This is a genomic window from Kitasatospora papulosa (assembly GCF_000717245.1).
GTDB classification, from domain to species: domain Bacteria; phylum Actinomycetota; class Actinomycetes; order Streptomycetales; family Streptomycetaceae; genus Streptomyces; species Streptomyces papulosus.
On the sequence record NZ_JNYQ01000001.1, the window covers coordinates 1,088,722 to 1,109,207 of the forward strand.

At 71.4% G+C, this 20,486-nt stretch carries 16 protein-coding genes, 1 tRNA gene and 1 pseudogene; 11 read left to right on the forward strand and 7 right to left on the reverse strand.

Annotated features, from left to right (window positions below):
* Nucleotides 1-24: 24 nt before the first annotated feature.
* Together IA22_RS0104795 and IA22_RS0104800 are read right to left on the reverse strand one after the other, a co-directional pair.
* Nucleotides 25-1,293, reverse strand: coding sequence for an SLC13 family permease (locus tag IA22_RS0104795; protein ID WP_014156816.1), 1,269 nt, complete (start codon nt 1,291-1,293; stop codon nt 25-27).
* A 58-nt stretch (nt 1,294-1,351) separates the two neighbouring features.
* Nucleotides 1,352-2,266 (reverse strand): rhomboid family intramembrane serine protease, encoded by a 915-nt coding sequence (locus tag IA22_RS0104800; RefSeq protein ID WP_030122819.1) that lies wholly within the window; start codon nt 2,264-2,266, stop codon nt 1,352-1,354.
* Nucleotides 2,267-2,512: 246 nt separating this feature from the next.
* Between IA22_RS0104800 and IA22_RS0104805 the strand changes: the two genes are divergently transcribed.
* The 4 genes from IA22_RS0104805 (at nt 2,513) to IA22_RS0104820 (ending at nt 6,343) form a co-directional block, all read left to right on the forward strand.
* Nucleotides 2,513-3,034, forward strand: a complete 522-nt coding sequence (locus IA22_RS0104805; protein WP_038271685.1) for a pyridoxamine 5'-phosphate oxidase family protein — start codon at nt 2,513-2,515, stop codon at nt 3,032-3,034.
* Nucleotides 3,035-3,093: 59 nt separating this feature from the next.
* Nucleotides 3,094-3,711, forward strand: coding sequence for a TetR/AcrR family transcriptional regulator (locus IA22_RS0104810; RefSeq protein ID WP_015576777.1), 618 nt, complete (start codon nt 3,094-3,096; stop codon nt 3,709-3,711).
* 473 nt (nt 3,712-4,184) lie between these two features.
* Nucleotides 4,185-4,388 carry a cold-shock protein gene (locus IA22_RS0104815; RefSeq protein WP_003969786.1) on the forward strand — a complete coding sequence of 68 codons (204 nt, stop codon included), beginning with the start codon at nt 4,185-4,187 and terminating at the stop codon, nt 4,386-4,388.
* 203 nt (nt 4,389-4,591) lie between these two features.
* Nucleotides 4,592-6,343 carry a DEAD/DEAH box helicase gene (locus IA22_RS0104820; RefSeq protein WP_030122821.1) on the forward strand — a complete coding sequence of 584 codons (1,752 nt, stop codon included), beginning with the start codon at nt 4,592-4,594 and terminating at the stop codon, nt 6,341-6,343.
* A gap of 91 nt (nt 6,344-6,434) precedes the next feature.
* Here IA22_RS0104820 and IA22_RS0104825 read toward each other — a convergent pair whose 3' ends face one another.
* Entirely contained in the window at nt 6,435-7,505 is a 1,071-nt protein-coding gene (locus IA22_RS0104825) for an ankyrin repeat domain-containing protein (protein WP_030122822.1), read from the reverse strand.
* A 38-nt stretch (nt 7,506-7,543) separates the two neighbouring features.
* Nucleotides 7,544-8,452 carry a hypothetical protein gene (locus IA22_RS0104830; protein WP_014156822.1) on the reverse strand — a complete coding sequence of 303 codons (909 nt, stop codon included), beginning with the start codon at nt 8,450-8,452 and terminating at the stop codon, nt 7,544-7,546.
* Nucleotides 8,453-8,710: 258 nt separating this feature from the next.
* Between IA22_RS0104830 and IA22_RS0104835 the strand changes: the two genes are divergently transcribed.
* The 5 genes from IA22_RS0104835 (at nt 8,711) to IA22_RS0104855 (ending at nt 15,847) form a co-directional block, all read left to right on the forward strand.
* Nucleotides 8,711-9,487, forward strand: a complete 777-nt coding sequence (locus tag IA22_RS0104835) for a S1 family peptidase (protein WP_014156823.1) — start codon at nt 8,711-8,713, stop codon at nt 9,485-9,487.
* Nucleotides 9,488-9,677: 190 nt separating this feature from the next.
* The gene (locus IA22_RS0104840) at nt 9,678-10,001 is read left to right on the forward strand and encodes a chorismate mutase (protein WP_014156824.1); all 324 of its coding nucleotides are present in this window, start codon (nt 9,678-9,680) and stop codon (nt 9,999-10,001) included.
* 137 nt (nt 10,002-10,138) lie between these two features.
* Nucleotides 10,139-12,721, forward strand: a complete 2,583-nt coding sequence (gene pepN, locus IA22_RS0104845) for an aminopeptidase N (protein WP_030122823.1) — start codon at nt 10,139-10,141, stop codon at nt 12,719-12,721.
* 295 nt (nt 12,722-13,016) lie between these two features.
* The gene (locus tag IA22_RS0104850; RefSeq protein ID WP_030122824.1) at nt 13,017-14,417 is read left to right on the forward strand and encodes a pyridoxal phosphate-dependent decarboxylase family protein; all 1,401 of its coding nucleotides are present in this window, start codon (nt 13,017-13,019) and stop codon (nt 14,415-14,417) included.
* Entirely contained in the window at nt 14,414-15,847 is a 1,434-nt protein-coding gene (locus IA22_RS0104855; protein ID WP_014156827.1) for a lysine N(6)-hydroxylase/L-ornithine N(5)-oxygenase family protein, read from the forward strand. The genes IA22_RS0104850 and IA22_RS0104855 overlap by 4 nt, the downstream gene beginning before the upstream one ends.
* Nucleotides 15,848-15,919: 72 nt before the next feature.
* Here the strand turns inward: IA22_RS0104855 and IA22_RS0104860 are convergent, their stop codons facing one another.
* Entirely contained in the window at nt 15,920-17,731 is a 1,812-nt protein-coding gene (locus IA22_RS0104860; protein WP_014156828.1) for a bifunctional metallophosphatase/5'-nucleotidase, read from the reverse strand.
* A 259-nt stretch (nt 17,732-17,990) separates the two neighbouring features.
* On the opposite strand from IA22_RS0104860, the gene pyk reads away from it, so the two are divergent.
* Nucleotides 17,991-19,424 carry a pyruvate kinase gene (gene pyk / locus IA22_RS0104865; RefSeq protein WP_030122825.1) on the forward strand — a complete coding sequence of 478 codons (1,434 nt, stop codon included), beginning with the start codon at nt 17,991-17,993 and terminating at the stop codon, nt 19,422-19,424.
* A 6-nt stretch (nt 19,425-19,430) separates the two neighbouring features.
* On the opposite strand, the pseudogene IA22_RS38195 reads toward pyk, so the two are convergent.
* Nucleotides 19,431-19,526 (reverse strand): annotated as a pseudogene (locus IA22_RS38195) (helix-turn-helix domain-containing protein); the annotation flags it as partial.
* A 120-nt stretch (nt 19,527-19,646) separates the two neighbouring features.
* Nucleotides 19,647-19,721 (reverse strand) — tRNA-Leu (locus IA22_RS0104870).
* A gap of 99 nt (nt 19,722-19,820) precedes the next feature.
* On the opposite strand from IA22_RS0104870, the gene IA22_RS0104875 reads away from it, so the two are divergent.
* Nucleotides 19,821-20,477: an ANTAR domain-containing response regulator gene (locus IA22_RS0104875; protein WP_014156831.1), complete on the forward strand. Its 657-nt coding sequence runs from the start codon at nt 19,821-19,823 to the stop codon at nt 20,475-20,477.
* Nucleotides 20,478-20,486 lie beyond the last annotated feature (9 nt).

Here is a 20,486-nt window from a genome sequence, read left to right on the forward strand (position 1 = left end):
ACCTCCGACGGGCCCGGACACCGTTCAGGTGACCAGCGCCAGCGCGGACACGGCGGCCAGGGTGCCCGCCACCGACAGCACCAGGCCGGTGCCGAGGAAGCGGCCCATACCGATCCGGGTCCCGTGCCAGCGGCACCGCTCGAACCACAGCAGCGTCGCCAGCGACGCCCACGGGGTCACGAGCGGCCCCACGTTCACCCCCACGAGCAGGGCCAGCAACTGCGCGTGGTTCCCCACCGGGATCGCCGCCTCACCCGCCAGATAGGCGGGCAGGTTGTTCAGGACGTTCGAGAGCCCGGCGCCCACCGCCGCCGACCGCAGCATCCCCAGGAAGCCGTTGTCCGACCCGAGCGCGGACTCCAGCAGCGCGTGCAGGCCGTGCGCGCCGACCGTCGCCACCACCAGGAACATCCCCGGGACCAGCACCAGCAGCCGCCACGGCACCAGGGACAGGCTCAGCTCCTGCCTGCGCCGAACGGCGAACGCCGCCACGACGACCACCATCGCGGTCAGCGACGCCGACCACAGCGGGACGTCCGCCACCAGGATCGCCAGCAGGAACCCCGCGCAGGCCACCGAACAGATCCGCAGCAGGACGGGGTCCCCGGCCACCGGAGGACCCGGCGGGGTGTACCGGTCCGCGCCGCGCCGGCCACGACGCCAGTAGAAGACCCACAGGCAGAGCGACGTCACGGCGATCGACGCCAGCTGGGGCAGCCACATCACCGCGGCGAGCCCCGACGGCGAGAGCGCCACCCGGTCCGCCGCCAGGAGGTTCGTCAGGTTCGACACCGGCAGCAGCAGACTCGCCGTGTTGGCCAGCCACACCGTCGTCATCGCGAGCGGCACCGCCGCGATGCCCACCCGTGCGGCCAGAGCCAGCATGACCGGGGTCAGCAGCACCGCCGTGGTGTCCAGGTTCAGCGTGATCGTGGTGAGCGAGGCGAACAGCACGCACAGGCCGAAGAGCAGCGGATAGCGTCCCCGCCCCGCCCGGGCCACCCACGCCGACACGACGTCGAAGACCTGCGCCCGGCCCGTCAGTTCGGCCATCACGATCACCGTGCCCAGGAACACCACCAGGGGCCCCACGCGCCGCATCTCGTCCGCGGCCGTCTCCGAGGGCAGCAGCCCGGTCGCCACGGCGAGCAGCCCGAGGACCAGCAGGGCCCCGGCGAGCCAGTCGAGCGGGTGCAGCCGCCGGACGAACCCGCGCCGCCGGCCGTCGCCCGGGCCGCCGCTCCCCGAGCTCCCGGGGCGCGCGGACCCCGCTCCTGACACATCTCTCACCATGGGACGATGGTCCCAGAAGGTGGACTCGGGCCGATGACCGGACCCGCGGGTCCGGCCGTCAGACCGTCCCGGTCAGAGCGGCCGTTCGCAGGACGACCACCGCCGCCAGCAGCACGATCAGAACCACCCCGCCCGCCAGCTGCGTCGCGGACGTGCGCAGCCTGGCCGGCGCGTACGCGAGCCCGTAGGTCACCAGCCCGCCGGTCAGCAGCCCGCCGAGGTGCCCCTCCCACGAGGTGAACGCGGCGGAGACGACCATCCAGAGCAGGAAACCCGCCATGAAGCGGTTGACCGGCCGCATGTCCCGGCCCAGGCGCCGGTTGATGACGTAGAACGACGCCGCCAGGCCGAAGATCGCCCCCGAGGCGCCCACCGCCGTCGTCTCCGGCGAGACCAGGTACACCAGGACCGAACCGCCCACCGCGGACAGCAGGTACAGCGCCAGGTACCGGGCCCGGCCGAGCTGGTCCTCCACCATCCGGCCGAGGTTCCACAGCGCGAACATGTTGAAGACCAGGTGCATCACACCGAACGACGCGTCGGGCGGCAGGTGCAGGAAGGCGCCCGTCAGCAACCGGTACCACTCACCGTCGGCCACCCCGGTCAGCTCCAGGCCGGGATAGGTCTCGCCCTTGTAGTAGTACTGCCCGCCCGACCCGTCGACGAGGACCGCCCCGAGCATCCCGAACCGGTCGACCGTCTCGGACCTGACCACCTCGACGACGTACGCGACGATGTTCAGCGCCATCAGGACATAGGTCACGACCGGTGCGGCGGCGCCCGCCGCAGCGCCCCCGAACAGCGAACGCGCCTGACGGACCGAACGCTGCCCCTCCTTCACGCACTCCACGCAGTGGTGCCCGACCGACGCCTCGCGCATGCAGTCGGGGCAGATGTAGCGGTCGCAGCGGGTGCAGCGCACATACGCCTCCTGCGACGGATGGCGATAGCACGTGGTGGCGGCGGCCTCCATGGCCGGCTCCTTCATTCGTCGACGGGGAGGAGCGCCGCAAGAGGCGGCGGCGCTCAAGATAGCGAACGCCCGGGAACGGCGGGGCACCTGGGTACCGGGGCGCGGTACGCCCGGAGCCCCCGCGGTCACCGGGGCGGCCGGACCCCGCCCGGGGACCACCCGGGACGCGCGGTGCCGGCGCCCGGTCGGGTGACGTGCCCGGTCTCCCCGGAAACGAGACACAGGATGTCCTGTTTCAGCGGTTCCATGGGGCCCATGACATCGAGCGCGACACCGAGCACATGGCAGGACTTCCGCGCGGCGGAACCGGCCTTCGAGGACACCGTGCGCACACGGTTCCAGCAGTACCGGCACCACGTCCTGGCGACCCTGCGCGCGGACGGATCGCCCCGGGTCACCGGCCTGGAGGTGGAGTTCCGCATGGGCGCACTGTGGTTCGGCATGATGCCGAACTCACGCAAGGCGCTGGACCTGCGGCGCGATCCGCGCTTCGCCGTCCAGGCCAACCCGGGGCCCGACGCGGAGATGGCCGACGGGGACGTCCGGGTGTCCGGACGGGCCGTGGAGGTCACCGACCCCGCCGTGCTGGCCCGCTTCATCGCGGAGGTGACACCTCCGGAGCCCTTCCTCCTGTTCCGCGCCGACCCCGCGGAAGTGGTCCGTACCGGGCTCGACGGCGACGACCTCGTCATCCGGGTCTGGCGCCCCGGCCACTCCCTGCGCACCCTGCGCAGGGCCGCCGACGACAGTCCCGTACGCGAGGCGTGACGCTCTGACCTGCGGCCACGCGGTGCGGGGGGCCGTGCGGCCGGGCGGACAATGGGGGAGTGCCTACCAAGAAGAAGCCCACGGCGGCGTCCCGGCCGGAGCGCCGTACCGAACTGCTGGCCGTCGCCGCGCAGGTCTTCGCCGCACAGGGCTACGACGCCACCACCGTGCGCGGGATCGCGGACGAGGCCGGCATGCTCGCCGGCAGCCTCTACCACCACTTCGACTCGAAGGAGTCGATGGCCGACGAGATCCTCTCCACCTTCCTGACCGGGCTCCGGGCCACCTGCGGCGCCGTCCTCGACGCCGGGCTCGGCCCCCGGGACACCCTGGAGGCGCTCGTCACCGCCTCCTTCCGCCACATCGGACGGAACCGTGCCGCCGCCGCCATCTACCGGACCGAGGGCGCGCACCTCGCCGGCCGGCCCGGCTTCCCCCGCCTCGCCGGGGTACGTCCCGTGCTCGAGGAGGCCCTGAGCCGCACCCTGGAGCGGGGGGCCGCCGACGGGTCGTTCCGGAGGGACCTGGACACCCGGCTCGCCTGCCGTCTCCTCCGCGACGCGATCTGGGGCACGGCCTCCTGGCACGACCCCGGCGCCGGCCCCGGCCAGGACCACGGGGAGCTCGCCCGCGGGTACCTCACGCTCCTGCTCGACGGCCTCACCCCCCGCGTCTGACACCCCCTACGCCCACGCCACCCGTCCGGCCCAACCCCCTGCCACGGGTCCGGACGCCCGGGACTTCCCGGGCCCGGGCCCGCGGTACGGCATCCGGGTGAATCCGCGCTCAGGGCGAAGCGGCCGCCCCAGGTGCCGCCGGGGGAGACGTCACGCCGCTGGGCGCAGAACGCATCCCTTGGGGGAGCGGGGCGGGGCGTGCCGCGGAGTCCCCCCCGACGGGCGGCCCGTGCCGCCCGGCCGGCGGGCGGATCACCCGACGCGCCGAGACGGAGTGATCTGCCGCCCGCCGACAGAACGTGCTACGGTTGCCGAGTTGCAGTTTTGGTACCCATGAACTTTATGTGCGCCTGACGGGAACCCTCCTCAGGCGCTTTATTGTTTTCCGGCTTTCTCCGGATGGGGCTCAATGCGGCGACTTGGAATTCGTAAAGTGCGGATTTCCGGCACTGCACCTCTTTTAGGAGAATGACATGGCTACTGGAACCGTGAAGTGGTTCAACTCGGAAAAGGGCTTCGGCTTCATCGAGCAGGACGGCGGCGGCGCCGACGTCTTCGCCCACTACTCCAACATCGCCACCTCGGGCTTCCGTGAGCTCCAGGAGGGCCAGAAGGTCTCCTTCGACGTCACGCAGGGCCAGAAGGGCCCGCAGGCGGAGAACATCGTCCCGGCCTAATTGCCGGACGCGTACCTCGCAGCCGGGGCCCGCACCGTGAAGGTGCGGGCCCCGGTTTGTGCTGTTTCCGACGTGTCGTCACCCCCGGTTCAGGCTCCGCCACCGGGACACCTGCTCTGTGCATGCATCCTGGGGCGCACAGACCCGAGCAGTCCGCAGCAGTCGGCAGTGATCCCAGGAATCCCCCAGGAGGGCAATTCCGTATGACCCGCTCCGAACGCCAGGACCGACCGACCCGCAACCGCCCGATAAAGGGGCGCGGTACGGACCGGCCGCAGACGAACACCCGGGGCGCGGGCCGTGCCCCGGCACGCCGCAGGCCCGCACCGTCCCAGGGCGGCGAGTTCGCCCTGCCGCAGACCGTCACCCCCGCGCTCCCCGCCGTCGAGTCGTTCGACGCCCTCGACATGCCCGCCGCGCTGCTGAAGACCCTCGCCGCGCAGGGCGTGACCGAGCCCTTCCCCATCCAGGGCGCCACCCTCCCGAACTCGCTGGCCGGCCGTGACATCCTCGGCCGCGGCCGCACCGGCTCGGGCAAGACCCTGGCCTTCGGTCTCGCGCTGCTCGCCCGCACCGCGGGACGCCGCTCCGAGCCGCACGCCCCGCTGGCGCTCGTCCTCGTACCCACCCGGGAACTCGCCCAGCAGGTCACCGACGCGCTGACCCCGTACGCGACCGCCGTGAACCTGCGCGTCGCCACCGTCGTCGGCGGCATGTCCATCAGCCGGCAGTCCGGTGCGCTGCGCCGCGGTGCCGAAGTCCTGGTCGCCACGCCCGGCCGCCTCAAGGACCTCATCGAGCGCGGTGACTGCCGACTGGACGCGGTGTCCATCACCGTCCTGGACGAGGCCGACCAGATGGCCGACATGGGCTTCATGCCGCAGGTCGTCGCACTCCTCAAGCAGGTCGAGCCGGACGGGCAGCGGATGCTGTTCTCGGCGACCCTCGACAAGAACATCGACCGGCTGGTCAAGATGTTCCTCACCGACCCGGTCGTGCACTCGGTCGACCCGTCGGCCGGCGCCGTCACCACCATGGAGCACCACGTGCTGCACGTGGCGGACGAGACGGACAAGAAGGCCGTGGCCACCCGCATCGCGGCCCGCGACGGTCGCGTGATCATGTTCGTGGACACCAAGCGCGGCGCCGACCGCTTCGCGAAGCGGCTCCTCGCCAGCGGTGTGCGCGCCGCGGCCCTGCACGGCGGACGTTCCCAGCCGCAGCGCAACCGGACGCTGGACCAGTTCAAGAACGGCCAGGTCACCGCGCTCGTCGCGACGAACGTGGCGGCGCGGGGCATCCACGTCGACGATCTGGACCTGGTCGTCAACGTGGACCCGCCCACCGACCACAAGGACTACCTCCACCGCGGTGGCCGCACCGCGCGCGCCGGGGAGTCCGGCAGTGTCGTCACGCTCGTGCTGCCCGACGAGAAGCGCGACATGACCCGGCTGATGCAGGACGCGGGCATCGCGCCGCTCACCACCCGGATCAAGTCCAGCGACGAGGAACTCAGCCGCATCACGGGCGCCCGTGAGCCGTCCGGCGTCGCGGTCGTCATCGAGGTGCCGGAGCCGACGCAGCCCAAGCCGCGTACGCGCGGCGGGAGCCAGGGGTCGGGCTCGGCCGCGGGCGGGTCGTTCCGCTCGGGCAGCCGTGGACGTGGCCGGGGCCGCAGCGGCACCGCCGGCGCGGGAGCGGGCACCGGTGCCGCGCAGGGCACCGGCGGCGCGCAGGGCACCGGCGGCGCGCAGGGCACCGGCGGCGCGGCCCGCGGCGGTGCGGGCGGCGGCTCGCGTGGCGCCTCCGGCGGCAACGGCGGAGCGCGCGGCAACGGTGGAGCACCTCGCGGTGGAGCCGGTGGCGCGGGCGGTTCCGGCCGCGGTGCCGGCGCCGGCCGGGCGGGCGGCACGGGGCGCGGCAACGCCCCCGGCCGCGGACGCCGGGCCGCGTGACCGCGTGACGTGGTGACCGGTCCCGCCGGTCACCACGTCCGTCGTACCTCCCCGGGCCACCGGCCCGCCGCAACAACCCCCGCGCGTGCCCTCACTCTCCGGGCGGGGCGTCGTACCCGGCGAGCGCACGCTCCGCCGCCCCGGCCGGCACCGGGTCGGCGGAGCGTGCCAGCTCCCGCAGCAACGGAACCGCCCGCCCGGCGAACGGCCTGCCGCCGGTGTGGAATCCGAGCCGCGCCAGCACGTCCGCCCCGAACGCCTGCCTCAGCGCCTCCCCGGCCGCGGTCCACGCGGCCGCCGCCTGGAACGTCTCCTCGTCGCCGCGCAGCCACAACGCTCCGACCGCCTCCAGCCAGTTGTCCAGCCCGGGGTCCCCGTCCCGCAGCGCCCGGACGGCCAGTTCCTCGAACGGGGTCCGCACACCCAGCTCCCGCTCCAGGAGCGTCGCGATCGCCCCGTGCCCCGTCTGCAGGTCCTGACCCGCGAACGGCACCCCGTCCCGCAGCAGTTCGACCGTGACGGTCACCCCGCCGTCCACCCGCTCCCGGCGCACCTCGCTCGCCGTCCCCGCGTCCCCGTACATGCGCCGCAGCGCGTCCCGGAGTTCCCGCTCGACATCCGAGGCGAGCATGCGCCTGGCCTCCTCCAGGGCGGGGGACAGGCCCCCGGCACCGTGCCGGAGCAGGGCCCGCACGGTGTGGACCGATCCCCGCCGCGCCGCCACCACCAGCGGGAGCTCACCTTGCGGGCCCGGAAGGTCGGGGTCGGCGCCGTGGTCCAGCAGGACCTCCGCGACCCGTGCGTGTCCGAGGCCCGCCGCCCAGCGCAGCGCGGTGAAACCGAACTCCTCCCGCAGGTCCGGATCCGCCCCGGCCGAAAGCAGCGCCCCGACGACCTCCGTGTGGCCCCCGCACGCGGCCCCGCACAGCGGCAGATCGCCCGCCTCCGGGCCGCTCGCCCGGTCGGGGTCCGCGCCCGCGGCCAGCAGCAGACGGACCGCGCCGGGCAGGTCCTGCACACAGGCCAGATAGAGCGCGGTCGTCCCCTCCTCGTCGCGCGACTCGGCGGACGCGCCCGCGCGGAGCGCCCGTACGACGGCGTTCTCGTCGTCGTACAGCGCCTCGAAGAGGTTCGTCGCGCCTCCCACCGGACCGTTCGTCATACACCGACCCTACGGCGGGCCCGGTGCGTACCGGCTTGTCAGGTGTCGCACTCCAGGACGGTGCGGCACAGTCCGCACCGGGCCCGCGTCCGGCCCCGGACCGGCACACGGACGCGCTGGTGGCAGGTGGGACAGGGGAAGGAGACACGGAGCCCGTCCGCCCCGCCCTCGAAGGCGTACCCGACGGACGGGTCCGGGGCCGAGCCCGGGTGGGCGGCGGCGTGACGGCGGTCCTTCGCGTAACGCCGCCCGCCCGCCCACCCCGCAGCCGTCAGCGGCGGCCGTCGCAGGTCGCGCAGGGCCTCGGCCCGGCCCTTGGTGTAAGCGGTGTACGCCTGGGGGCTGGTGAACCAGACGGACGGGTCCTCGTCGAAGACCAGCGCGCGCTTGGCGAGTACGTACCCGAACTCCTCGGGCGTCAGATAGCCGAGCTTCTGGCTGGAGACCGCGTCCTGGCGGAAGGCGTCCAGCAGGAGCCAGCCCGCGCCGAGATAGGCCGTCACCGTGTCCGTGAGGATCTCGTTCTCACGGGTGCCGGGCAGTTCCAGCCCCAGCCGGTGCAGCAGCACATGGGTGATCTCGTGCGCGAGCGCGGCCCCGATGTCCCTGCGGTGCGTGCGGAACCGGTCGTTCAGCTCGACGAAGTACTCCGGCCCCGCGGTGAGTTCGACACTCGCGGCGTGCTCCATCCGCCGGAAGCCGACGACGACACGCGCCTGCGGCAGGCGCAGGTGCCGGACCAGGGCCGCGGCCACCCTCTGGGACCCGAGGTACAGGTCGTCCGCGTCGGAGAAGGCGGCGTCGGCCGGGGCGAGGCTCGCGGCGTAGGCGCGCACGCCGTCGGGGGAGACGCGCCGGTAGAGCGCGGTGATCGCGGACCTGACCGCGTCGAGGTGCGGGAACCCGTGGACGACCGCACCGCCGTCGCCGCTCCTGACGTCGCTCACGACCGGACCCCCATCGACGGCGCTCAACGGACCCTTCACTCTAGGCCGGTGAGGGCCGGGCCGGCCGACGGGCGGGGCAGTGATCTTGGCCGGAATTCCTGCCTTGTGACAGCGGTGACCGCTTCCCGATAATCGGATCCTCCTTGTCGGGGACATGTCGAGAAGTGGTCGATGTGCGCCCCTGACCAGGACGAGCAACCCCGCACGCCTGCATCGCCACCCCCGTCCCGACCCCCCACACGAAAGCAGGCCACCCTCGTGAAGCAGCTTCTGCGCGCAGTCAAGAGATGCTCCGTCATCGCCGCCGTGGCACTCGCCACCCTCAGCCTCCAGCCCGCGAACGCCTCCGCGGCCCCCGCACCCGTCGTCGGCGGCACCCGCGCCGCCCAGGGCGAATTCCCCTTCATGGTCCGGCTCTCCATGGGCTGCGGCGGCGCCCTCTACAGCCAGACCATCGTGCTCACCGCCGCCCACTGCGTCAGCGGATCCGGCAACAACACCTCCATCACCGCCACCGCCGGAGCCGTCGACCTCCAGTCGTCCTCCGCCGTCAAGGTCCGCTCCACCAAGGTCCTCCAGGCCCCCGGCTACAACGGCGTCGGCAAGGACTGGGCACTCATCAAGCTCGCCCAGCCCATCAACCAGCCCACCCTGAAGATCGCCACCACCACCGCCTACGACAGCGGCACCTTCACCATCGCCGGCTGGGGCGCCGCCACCGAGGGCGGCGGCCAGCAGCGCTACCTCCTCAAGGCCAACGTGCCCTTCGTCTCCGACGCCACCTGCCAGCAGGCCTACGGCAGCGACCTCGTCCCCAGCCAGGAGATCTGCGCGGGATACGTCAGCACCGGCGGCGTCGACACCTGCCAGGGTGACTCCGGCGGCCCCATGTTCCGCAAGGACAACGCCGGAGCCTGGATCCAGGTCGGCATCGTCAGCTGGGGCGAGGGCTGCGCGCGCCCCGGCTACCCCGGCGTCTACACCCAGGTGTCGACGTTCGCCTCCGCCATAGCCTCGGCCGCCTCGACCCTCTGACCCGCCCCACCCCGTAAGACCCCCGGGGGCGCCCGGCCTGACGGGCGCCCCCGGGCCCATCTGCACCGGCGGCGCCCCGGCCCGTCCACCCGGCCACCGACCCGGCCCCGGCCGGCGGCCCCGCCCGGTCCCGGCCGATCTCGCCCCGCCGTCGCCCACCCCGCGACCCGTACGTCTAAGCTCGCTGACCATGACCACGAGCGACATCGACGAGTACGCCACCGCCGAGCTGAACCGGCTGCGCGAAAGCATCGACAACATCGACGCCGCAGTCGTCCACATGCTCGCCGAGCGCTTCAAGGCCACCCAGCAGGTGGGCCACCTCAAGGCCGCCCACCACCTGCCGCCCGCCGACCCCGCCCGCGAGGCCCGCCAGATCGCCCGGCTGCGGCAGCTCGCCGAGAGCGCCCGGCTGGACCCCGCCTTCGCCGAGAAGCTGCTGAACTTCATCGTCGCCGAGGTCATCCGCCACCACGAGCGCATCGCCGAGGAAACCACCGGCCCCGACGCCTGACCCCGCCCCGGCCGGCTCCGGCCCGCGCCCCGCCGCCCCGGGCCGGCCCCCACCCGCGGGAACGCCCCGCGGCCCGGCCGTCAGCCCTGCGAGAACCCCACTGCACAGCCCCGGACCCGTACGGCAGCATGGGCGCCATGTCCGTACTGACGCGCAACGAAGCGCAGACCCGCGCCCAGCTCCTCGACGTACACCGGTACACGGTCGACCTCGACCTCACCACGGGCGAGGCGACCTTCGACTCCACGACCGCCATCCGGTTCACCGCCCGTACGGCCGGAGACACCTTCGTCGAGATCAAGCCGGAAACCCTGCGCTCCCTCAGCCTCGACGGACAGCCGCTGGACCCCGAACGCCTCGACGGGAACCGCTACCCCCTGGACCGCCTCACCGCCGGCCCCCACGAGCTCACCGTCGACGCCACCATGCGCTACTCCCGCACCGGCGAAGGCATGCACCGCTTCACCGACCCCGCCGACGGCGAGACCTACGTCTACACCCAGCTCTTCATGGAAGACGTCCAGCGCGTCTTCGCCGCCTTCGACCAGCCCGACCTCAAGTCCGTGTTCGACCTCACCGTCACCACGCCGACCGGCTGGACCGTCCTCGGCAACGGCGTGAGCACCCAGGCCACCGACGGCCGCTGGCACATCGCCCCCACCCCGCCCATCTCCACCTACCTCGTCGCCGTCGCCGCAGGCCCCTGGCACTCCGTCACCACCCAGCACGCCGGGCTGCCCTTCGGCATCCACTGCCGCCGCTCCCTCGCCCCCCACCTGGACGCCGACGCCGACGAGATCCTCGACATCACCCGCGCCTGCTACGACCGCTACCACGAGAAGTTCGACGAGCCCTACCCCTTCGACTCCTACGACCAGGCCTTCGTCCCCGAGTTCAACGCCGGCGCCATGGAGAACCCCGGACTCGTCACCTTCCGCGACGAGTTCATCTACCGCTCCGCCGTCACCGACACCGAACGCCAGACGCGCGCCATGGTCGTCGCCCACGAAATGGCCCACATGTGGTTCGGCGACCTCGTCACCCTGACCTGGTGGGACGACATCTGGCTCAACGAGTCCTTCGCCGAGTACATGGGCTACCAGACCCTCACCGAGGCCACCCTTCCCCAAGCTCTCAACTCCGTTCGAGCAGGGCAGACCCCATACCCCGACACCTGGGTCGAATTCGGTGTCTCCCGCAAGGGCTGGGGCTACGACGCCGACCAGCGGCCCAGCACCCACCCCGTCGCCCCCGACCCCGACGCGGTGCCCGACACGGCCTCCGCCCTCCTCAACTTCGACGGCATCTCCTACGCCAAGGGCGCCTCCGCACTCCGCCAACTCGTCGCCTGGCTTGGCGAGAAGGACTTCCTCGCCGGGATCAACACCCACTTCTCCCGCCACAAGTTCGCCAACGCCACGCTCGCCGACTTCATCGACAACCTCGCCACCGCCACCGACCGCGACGTCCACACCTGGGCCGACGCCTGGCTCCGCACCACCGGCGTCGACACCCTCACCGCACACGTCGAGAGCAGCGGCCACAGCTGGAACCTCACCGTCGACCGCGCGGGCGAGCGCCCCCACCGCATCACCGTCGGCACCTACGACCACAGCCTCGACACCCACACCGGCACCGACCAGCTCACCCTCCGCGACCGCTTCGACATCGACATCCCCCAGGACGGCACCCCCACCACCCAGCCCGGCCACCGCCCCGACCTCGTCGTCCTCAACGACCACGACCTCACCTACGCCAAGATCCGCCTCGACCCCGACTCCTGGGACACCGCCCTCACCCACCTCTCCGGCATCCCCGACCCCCTCACCCGCGCCCTCGTCTGGAACACCGCCCGCGACATGGTCCGCGACGGCGAACTCCACCCCACCGTCCACCTCACCGCCGCCCGCACCCACCTCCCCTACGAGACCGACCTCGCCCTCGTACAGGGCGTCCTCGGCTTCGCCGCCACCCAGATCGCGGACCGCTACCTCCCGCCCCAGGACCGGCCCACCGCCCTCGCCACCCTCACCTCCCTCTGCCGCGACCTCCTGCGCCGCACCGAAGGACTCACCGCCAAGGACTGGGAACAGGCACCGGGCACCACCACCCCCGGCCCCGGCCTCCGCCTCATCGCCGTACGCCACTTCATCGACGCCGCCACCCAGCCCGACGCCATCCAGGACTGGCTCCGCGAAGGCACCGTCCCCGGCGGACCCGAACTCGACGCCGAACTCCGCTGGCGCATCCTCACCCGGCTCGCCGTCCTCGGCGCCACCGACGAGACCGCCATCGCCCACGAACTCGACAAGGACCCCAGCGCCACCGGGCAGGAAGGCGCCGCCCGCTGCCGCGCCGCCCTCCCCACCGCCGAAGCCAAAGCCGCGGCCTGGCAGGCGATGTTCACCGACGACACCCTGTCCAACTACCTCTTCACCGCCACCGCACAGGGCTTCTGGCACCCCGGACAGAGCGAACTCCTCCACCCGTACGTCGCCCGCTACTACCCCGACGCCATCGCGCTCGCCGCACGCCGGGGGCCCGCCATCGCCGAAGCGGCGGGACGCCACGCCTTCCCCGCCCACGCCGTCGACCCCGACAGCATCCGCCTCGGCGAACAAGCCCTCACCGACCCCGCGCTCACCCCCGCCCTGCGCCGCAAACTCACCGACCAGCTCGACGACCTCCGCCGCGCACTCGCCGTACGCGACGCCCACTGAGCGGAGCCCCCTCGCGGGCCACGACACCCACCGGCCCGCTCCCCGCGAACTCCCGCCCCCACCGCGCGGGGAGCCCTCACCCCGCCCACGACCGTGCCCGGCCCCTCACCGAAAGGGGCCGGGCACAGTCATGCGAACAGCGAACGCCGATACCAGCCCCACGGCTCCCACCGCCGCCATACCGGGCCGCAGTACCCCTTTCGGGTTCAGATCGTTGGGCTCTTCGGCCCGCCTCCTCCGCAAACCGGAAAAGCTGGCAAGACCGCCCCCACGCACCCGAAGGACCACACCACCCATGCCCACCCCGCCCCTGGCCGGAGGCACAGCAGGCCCCGCCCACCTGCGTCCCCTCATCGACACCGTCCTCACCGCACTCCACGACGGCGCCACCCGCCGCAACGGCCCCCTCCCCGCCGGCGGACCCGACACCGTCACCCAGCACCTCCTCCGCACCACCGGCCTCCTCATCCCCGACCACGGCACCGGCGCCCACCACGCCCTGCGCACCCTCGTCACCGCACTCGCCGAAGGCGCCGCCGACCCCGCGCACCCCCACTGCGCCGCCCACCTCCACACCCCGCCCCTCGCCCTCGCCGCAGCAGCCGACCTCGCCGCCTCCGCCCTCAACCCCTCCATGGACTCCTGGGACCAGGCCCCCGCCGCCTCAGCCCTCGAAACCGCCCTCACCACCGCCCTCGCCACCGAGATCTACCCCCACGCCCCGCAACCCGACGCCCTCGTCACCACCGGCGGCACCGAAGCCAACCAACTCGCCCTCCTCCTCGCCCGCGAACGCCACGGCCCCGTCCAGACCATCTGCGCCGCCAACGCCCACCACAGCATCACCCGCGCCGCCTGGCTCCTCGGCCTGCCCCGGCCCGTCGTCATCCCCGCCCCCGCCGGCGTCATGGACCTCCCCGCACTCCGCGACGCCCTCCTCCGCAACGACGGCCCCCTCCTCGTCACCGCCACCGCGGGCACCACCGACACCGGCCGGATCGACCCCCTCACCGACATCGCCGACCTCACCACCACCCACGGCGCCGAACTCCACATCGACGCCGCGTACGGCGGCCCCCTCCTCTTCAGCCCCACCCACCGCCACGCCCTACGCAGCCTCCACCGCGCCCACAGCGTCACCCTCGACCTCCACAAACTCGGCTGGCAACCCGCATCCGCCGGCATCCTCGCCGTCCCCCACCACCACCACCTCGACGTACTCCATCACCACGCCCCCTACCTCAACGCCGACGACGACACCGACGCCGGACTCCCCGACCTCCTCGGCCGCTCCCTCCGCACCACCCGACGCCCCGACGCCCTCAAGATCGCCGTCACCCTCCAGGCACTCGGCCGCGACGGCCTCGCCGAGCTCGTCGACCGCACCCTCACCACCGCCCACCACCTCGCCGACCTCATCGACGCCGACCCCGCCCTCGAGCTCTACGACCGCCCCACCATCAGCACCGTCCTCTTCCGGCCCACCCACACCGACGACACCACCGTCGCCACCATCCGCCGCACCCTCCTCGACCGCGGCCACGCCGTCCTCGGCCGCGCCCACACCGACCAGGGCCTTTGGCTCAAAGCCACCCTCCTCAACCCCCACACCACCCCCGACGACCTCCGAAGCCTCCTCACCCTCGTCACCCACGCCCACACCGGCGCCACCAAGGAAGGCAGCACCCCCCGATGACCGACCGGACCACCCCCGAAGGCGACCGGCCCCACGACCTCGTCGGCATCGGCCTCGGCCCCTTCAACCTCTCCCTCGCCGCACTCGCCCACGGCATCCCCACCACCCCCGGCACCAGCCCCCTCACCACAGCTTTCTACGAACAACGCCCCGCCTTCCACTGGCACCCCGGCCTCCTCATCGACGGCGCCACCCTCCAGGTCCCCTTCCTCGCCGACCTCACCACCCTCGCCGACCCCACCAGCCCCTGGACCTTCCTCAACTACCTCCGCACCCGCGAACGCCTCTACCCCTTCTACTTCGCCGAGCAGTTCCACATCCACCGAGCCGAATACGACGCCTACTGCCGCTGGGTCAGCGAACAACTCCCCACCATCCACTTCGACCACCAGGTCGACGCCGTCCACTGGAACGCGGCCCACTCCCACTACGAGGTCGACTGGACCCGGCTCGGCCCCGACGGCGAAACCCGGTCACAGGGACACACCCACACCCGCCACATCGCCCTCGGCGTCGGCACCGCCCCCTTCATCCCCGAACCCCTGCGCCCCCTCGCCGAAGCACCCGCCATCCCCGTCATCCACTCCGCCGACTACCTCCACCACCGCGAAGAACTCCTCGGAGCCGGCCACATCACCGTCATCGGCTCCGGACAGTCGGGCGCCGAGATCTTCCTCGACCTCCTCCGCGCCCGCCCCCTCGGCATCGAGAAGATCCACTGGCTCGCCCGCACCCAGGCCTTCGCCCCCATGGAGTACTCGAAACTCGGCCTCGAACACTTCACCCCCGACTACACCCACTACTTCCACGCACTCCCCGAGCACGTACGCGACACCCTCGTGCCCCAGCAGTGGCAACTCCACAAAGGCATCGACACCGACACCATCTCCGCCATTCACGACGAGCTCTACCGGCGCACCCTCCACGGCGGCTGGCCCGACGCCACCCTCACCCCAGGAGTCAGCGTCCGCACCGCAGGCCGCCTCTCCGGCCACGGCAACCGCATCGAACTCCACCTCGAACACACCCAGCAGGCCACCCGAAGCCGCCTCACCACCGACGCCGTCGTCCTCGCCACCGGCTACCGCGAACGCCCCCTCGACACCCTGCTGACCGGCATCGCCCCCCACATCCGCCGCGACACCCAGGGGCGCCCCCGCATCCACACCGACTTCCGCCTCGACCTCGACCCCGCCCTCACCGGCAACATCTACGTGCAGAACGCCGAACGCCACACGCACGGAGTCGGCGCCCCGGACCTCGGCCTCGCCGCCTGGCGCAGCGCCACCATCCTCAACAACCTCACCGGCACCACGCCCTACCCCCTTCCACGCCGCACCGCCTTCACCACCTTCGGCCTCACCCCCCGCACCACCCCCGCCATCCCCGGCCAGAGCCCCACACCCGTCCCCCTCGCACAGGACCACTGAGCACCACACGAAGGCGGCCGCCCTCCCGAAGGAGAACGGCCGCCCCACACCGGCCGGCAGGCCGGAAACCGGTCAGAACACCGGCACACCGTCCCGCGTCAGACGCCAGTCCACCGAAGCGAACTCGGCCGGATCCACCGAACCCTTGGCCTGGACCCACCCGATGATCGTGTTCCGGATCTCGTCCGAATTCGCCCACAACTGCTTCGCGCCCGGCACATGCGGGAAGTTGCCGCCCCCACTCGCCCGGTAGTTGTTCACCGCGAACACGAACCGCGCCGCCGGATCCACCGGCGCACCCTCGAACGACAACCCCACGATCCGCGAGCCGGCCGGCTTCGCGATATCGATGTCGTACGTCACCCCCGACACCACGTCGTAGTTGTAATCCGGAATGTTCTCCGCATTCGTCAGCTTCGACGTGTCCACCGGCGCCCCCGCAGCCGTCTGCACGTAGTACTTCGCCGAGAACTCCAGATAGTCCTTCAGCTGGGCCCCCGTCAGAAGCCGGGCCTCCAGGGTGTTCTCGAACGGATACAGCCCCGCCGCGTCCTTGATCGTCACCTCACCCGCGGGAATCGCCGCCGTACGCGAGAAGCACGCCGCCTGCGACAGCACCGGCAACGCCGCGTACTCCCCACCCGCCAGCGCCGCCTTCACCGTCTCGGCCTGCACCAGATTGATCAGATCGATGACCGGCTCGTCCTTCCACGGCGCGTCCGCCGTCGACATGGCCGCCACCGACGTACCGATCACCTGGTTCACGTACGCCACCACCTCCCGGTGCTCGGCGCCCAGCAGCGAGGTGATCCGCGGATCCTCCTCCACCGTGTTCGAGTTCAGCACCGAGGCGCCGACCTTCTCGACCACCCAGCGGCCCTTCTCCCACACCAGATCGAAGTCGAACAGCGTCAGCCGCTGACCCCACTTCAACGGCTCCGAGAGAACGACCTGCTTCCCCGTCTCCTTGTTCGTCACGAAGTACTCGGGAATCTCCGAGTGCGCGTGACCCACCAGGATCGCGTCGATCCCCGGCACCTGCTCCGCCACCAGACCCGCCGCGTTCTCGACGTACGGCAGCTGGTCACCGTACGACGACGTACCCGACGAACCCGAGTGCGCCGAGACGATCACCACGTCCGCACCCATCGAACGAAGCTTCGGCACCCACTTCGCCGCCTGCTCCTCGAGACCCGGGAACACCATCTTCCCGCCCACATTCGCCTTGTCCCAGATCGCGATACCCGGATTCGTCAGCCCCAGCACCGCCACCCGCACATCACGGCCGTGCGGCGTACGCATCCGCTTGATCACATACGGCGCGAAAGCGGGCCGCAACGTCTTCGCGTCCAGCGCATTCGCACCCAGCAGCGGGAAGTCACACTGCTCCTCGAATTTCCGCAGCACCGGAATGCCGTAGTTGAACTCGTGATTCCCGAGCGCCGCCGCGTCATAGCCGATCTTGTTCATCGCCTGCGCCATCGGATGCACCGGACCGCGCTTCGCCGTGATCGGATCGATCTTCGCGTAGTAGTACGACAACTGGGTGCCCTGGATCGTGTCACCCGCGTCGATCAACAGCGTGTTACGGCGCCCGCGGTCCTCACGGATCTGGTTCACCAGCGTCGAGATCTTCGCCAGACCGACGTCGTTGTGCGCCTTGTCGTCGAACTCCTTGTCCGTGAAGTAGTCCCAGTTGAAGACGTTCCCGTGCAGATCCGTCGTCCCCATCACCGTGAACGAGTACCGCTTCGGCGGACGCCCGTGACCGTGGCCCTTCGACTCCGAGGCCACCGCCGGCCCCGCCCCGACCCCGCCGGCCAGCGCCACACCGGCGCCGGCCACGGCCGAACGGCCCAGAAACGTCCTACGGTTCAACGGCATCCTTGACTCCTCGTTCGTGCGAACAACGCGCGTAGATTCTGGCCCAGGCGACCCCACCCGCAACACCCCGCGCAGGTTTCGATCTGGTGACCGGCAGCCACCGGCCGGGCCGCCACCACGCCCGCCGGCCACCCGGCGCACGCTCATCGGAGCGCGCCGCCGCACAATTCAACAGTTAGCAATAACCCTTAACCAAAAGGCCGTTGAGCAGTCATGCGGAGACAAATACCTACCCACAGGTAAGGTCTAGGCTCGAACCATGCGCCGAGCGAAAATCGTTTGTACCCTGGGACCCGCCACCGACTCGTACGAGCAGATCAAGGCACTCGTCGAAGCGGGAATGGACATCGCCCGCCTCAACCTCAGCCACGGCACCTACGCCGAACACGAAGAGCGCTACCACCACGTGCGCAAAGCCTCCGAGGAAACCGGCCGCAGCGTAGGAATCCTCGCCGACCTTCAAGGCCCGAAGATCCGCCTCGGCCGCTTCGCCGAAGGCCCCGTACTCCTTGAACGCGGCGACGACTTCACCATCACCGTCGAACCCATGGAAGGCGACCGCCACACCTGCGGCACCACCTACGACGGACTCGCCGCCGACGTCACCACCGGCGAACGCATCCTCATCGACGACGGCCGCGTCACCCTCGAAGTCACCGGCGTCGACGGACCCCGCGTCCACACCACCGTCATCGAAGGCGGCATGGTCTCCGACCACAAGGGACTCAACCTCCCCGGCGTCGCCGTCTCCGTCCCCGCGCTCTCCGAGAAGGACATCGAAGACCTCCGCTGGGCCGTGCGCACCGGCGCCGACGTCATCGCCCTCTCCTTCGTGCGCACCGGACGCGACATCGACGACGTCCACCGCGTCATGGACGAGGAGGAGCGCCGCCTCCCCGTCATCGCCAAGGTCGAGAAGCCCCAGGCCGTCGACAACATCGACGACATCGTCGCCGCCTTCGACGGCATCATGGTCGCCCGCGGCGACCTCGGCGTCGAAATGCCCCTGGAACAGGTCCCGATCGTCCAGAAGCGCGCCATCAAACTCGCCAAGCGCAACGCCAAGCCGGTCATCGTCGCCACCCAGATGCTCGACTCGATGATCGACAACTCCCGCCCCACCCGCGCCGAGGCCTCCGACGTCGCCAACGCCGTCATCGACGGCACGGACGCCGTGATGCTGTCCGGCGAGACCAGCGTCGGCAAGTACCCCGTCGAGACCGTCCGCACCATGGCCCGCATCGTCGAGGCGGCCGAGGAGGACATCCTCGCCAAGGGCCTCCCGCCCCTCACCGACCGCAACAAGCCCCGCACCCAGGGCGGCGCGGTCGCCCGCGCGGCAGCCGAGATGGGCGACTTCCTCGGCGCGAAGGCCCTGGTGGCCTTCACCCAGAGCGGCGACACGGTCAAACGCCTCTCCCGTTACCGCTCCCCGATCCCGCTGCTGGCCTTCACCCCGGACCGGGCCACCCGTGCGCAGCTGAACCTGACGTGGGGCGTCGAGACGTTCCTCGGGCCGCACGTGGACTCGACGGACGCGATGGTGGCGCAGGTGGACGAGGAGCTGCTGCGGATCGGCCGCTGCCAGAAGGGCGACATCGTGGTCATCACGGCCGGTTCCCCGCCCGGGGTCGCCGGCTCCACGAACCTGGTGCGGGTGCACCACATCGGCGAGGACGACAGCCCGAAGTAACGGTCGTCAGTACTTCGGCCCGACGTGAGCGTCCACGAGAGCCACGGACGCCCGTCGGGCTACGGAGATGCCGAGCTGGTCGCAGTCGGTGAGGTCGGTGCCGTCGGAGCCGGGCGGTACGGCTGAGGGTGCCTGAGCTGACGTCGGCACGGAGACACTCGGGCGCTACCCGGATCAGGTGAAGCCGTTAAATCATTGCTCAACCTTGGAATCCAAGGAAAGTACCCCGAGTCGGACTCGAACCGACACTGTATGGGTTTTGAATCCATTGTCTCTAACCAATTGGACTACCGGGGCGCGATGAATCGAAGGTTTACTTCGACCCGCCGATGATCCAGCTTAGCGTAGCTAGGTAGGCTCTTGGGAGCTGCACCCCTGTCTTGACCAAGGAGCCCCGTGACCACCCCCGAGTCGCCCCAGCCCGTAGACGCCGCCGACGACGACAAGTCGCACGTCCCGCCGCTGACGACCCGCGTCGTCATCGCCGAGGACGAGGCGCTCATCCGCCTCGACCTCAAGGAGATGCTGGAGGAGGAAGGGTACTCGGTCGTCGGTGAGGCCGGGGACGGGCAGCAGGCCGTCGAGCTGGCGCGGGAGCACCGGCCGGACCTGGTGATCCTCGATGTGAAGATGCCGGTCCTCGACGGGATCTCCGCCGCCGAGAAGATCACCGAGGAGTCCATCGCCCCGGTCCTGATGCTGACGGCGTTCTCGCAGCGGGATCTGGTCGAGCGGGCCCGGGACGCGGGGGCGATGGCGTACCTCGTGAAGCCGTTCAGCAAGAGCGACGTGGTCCCGGCCATCGAGATGGCCGTGTCCCGGTTCGCGGAGCTGAAGGCGCTGGAGAGCGAGATCGCGGACCTGTCGCAGCGGCTGGAGACCCGGAAGCTGGTGGACCGGGCGAAGAGCATCCTGCAGACGGATTACGGCCTCTCCGAGCCGGCCGCGTTCCGCTGGATCCAGAAGACGTCGATGGACCGCCGGATGTCGATGCAGCAGCTGGCCGAGGCGCTGATCGAGGACGCCGAGGAGAAGAAGAAGGCTGCCGAGTAGGCGCGTACG

What these genes read in the sequence shown, in the direction of transcription:
- pyk (WP_030122825.1), top strand. Translation starts at nt 17,991, where the DNA reads ATGCGCCGAGCGAAAATCGTTTGTACCCTGGGACCCGCCACCGACTCG.
- IA22_RS0104860 (WP_014156828.1), bottom strand. Translation starts at nt 17,731, where the DNA reads ATGCCGTTGAACCGTAGGACGTTTCTGGGCCGTTCGGCCGTGGCCGGC.
- IA22_RS0104815 (WP_003969786.1), top strand. Translation starts at nt 4,185, where the DNA reads ATGGCTACTGGAACCGTGAAGTGGTTCAACTCGGAAAAGGGCTTCGGC.
- IA22_RS0104825 (WP_030122822.1), bottom strand. Translation starts at nt 7,505, where the DNA reads ATGACGAACGGTCCGGTGGGAGGCGCGACGAACCTCTTCGAGGCGCTG.
- IA22_RS0104855 (WP_014156827.1), top strand. Translation starts at nt 14,414, where the DNA reads ATGACCGACCGGACCACCCCCGAAGGCGACCGGCCCCACGACCTCGTC.
- IA22_RS0104820 (WP_030122821.1), top strand. Translation starts at nt 4,592, where the DNA reads ATGACCCGCTCCGAACGCCAGGACCGACCGACCCGCAACCGCCCGATA.
- IA22_RS0104795 (WP_014156816.1), bottom strand. Translation starts at nt 1,293, where the DNA reads ATGGTGAGAGATGTGTCAGGAGCGGGGTCCGCGCGCCCCGGGAGCTCG.
- IA22_RS0104840 (WP_014156824.1), top strand. Translation starts at nt 9,678, where the DNA reads ATGACCACGAGCGACATCGACGAGTACGCCACCGCCGAGCTGAACCGG.
- pepN (WP_030122823.1), top strand. Translation starts at nt 10,139, where the DNA reads ATGTCCGTACTGACGCGCAACGAAGCGCAGACCCGCGCCCAGCTCCTC.
- IA22_RS0104850 (WP_030122824.1), top strand. Translation starts at nt 13,017, where the DNA reads ATGCCCACCCCGCCCCTGGCCGGAGGCACAGCAGGCCCCGCCCACCTG.
- IA22_RS0104800 (WP_030122819.1), bottom strand. Translation starts at nt 2,266, where the DNA reads ATGGAGGCCGCCGCCACCACGTGCTATCGCCATCCGTCGCAGGAGGCG.
- IA22_RS0104805 (WP_038271685.1), top strand. Translation starts at nt 2,513, where the DNA reads ATGGGGCCCATGACATCGAGCGCGACACCGAGCACATGGCAGGACTTC.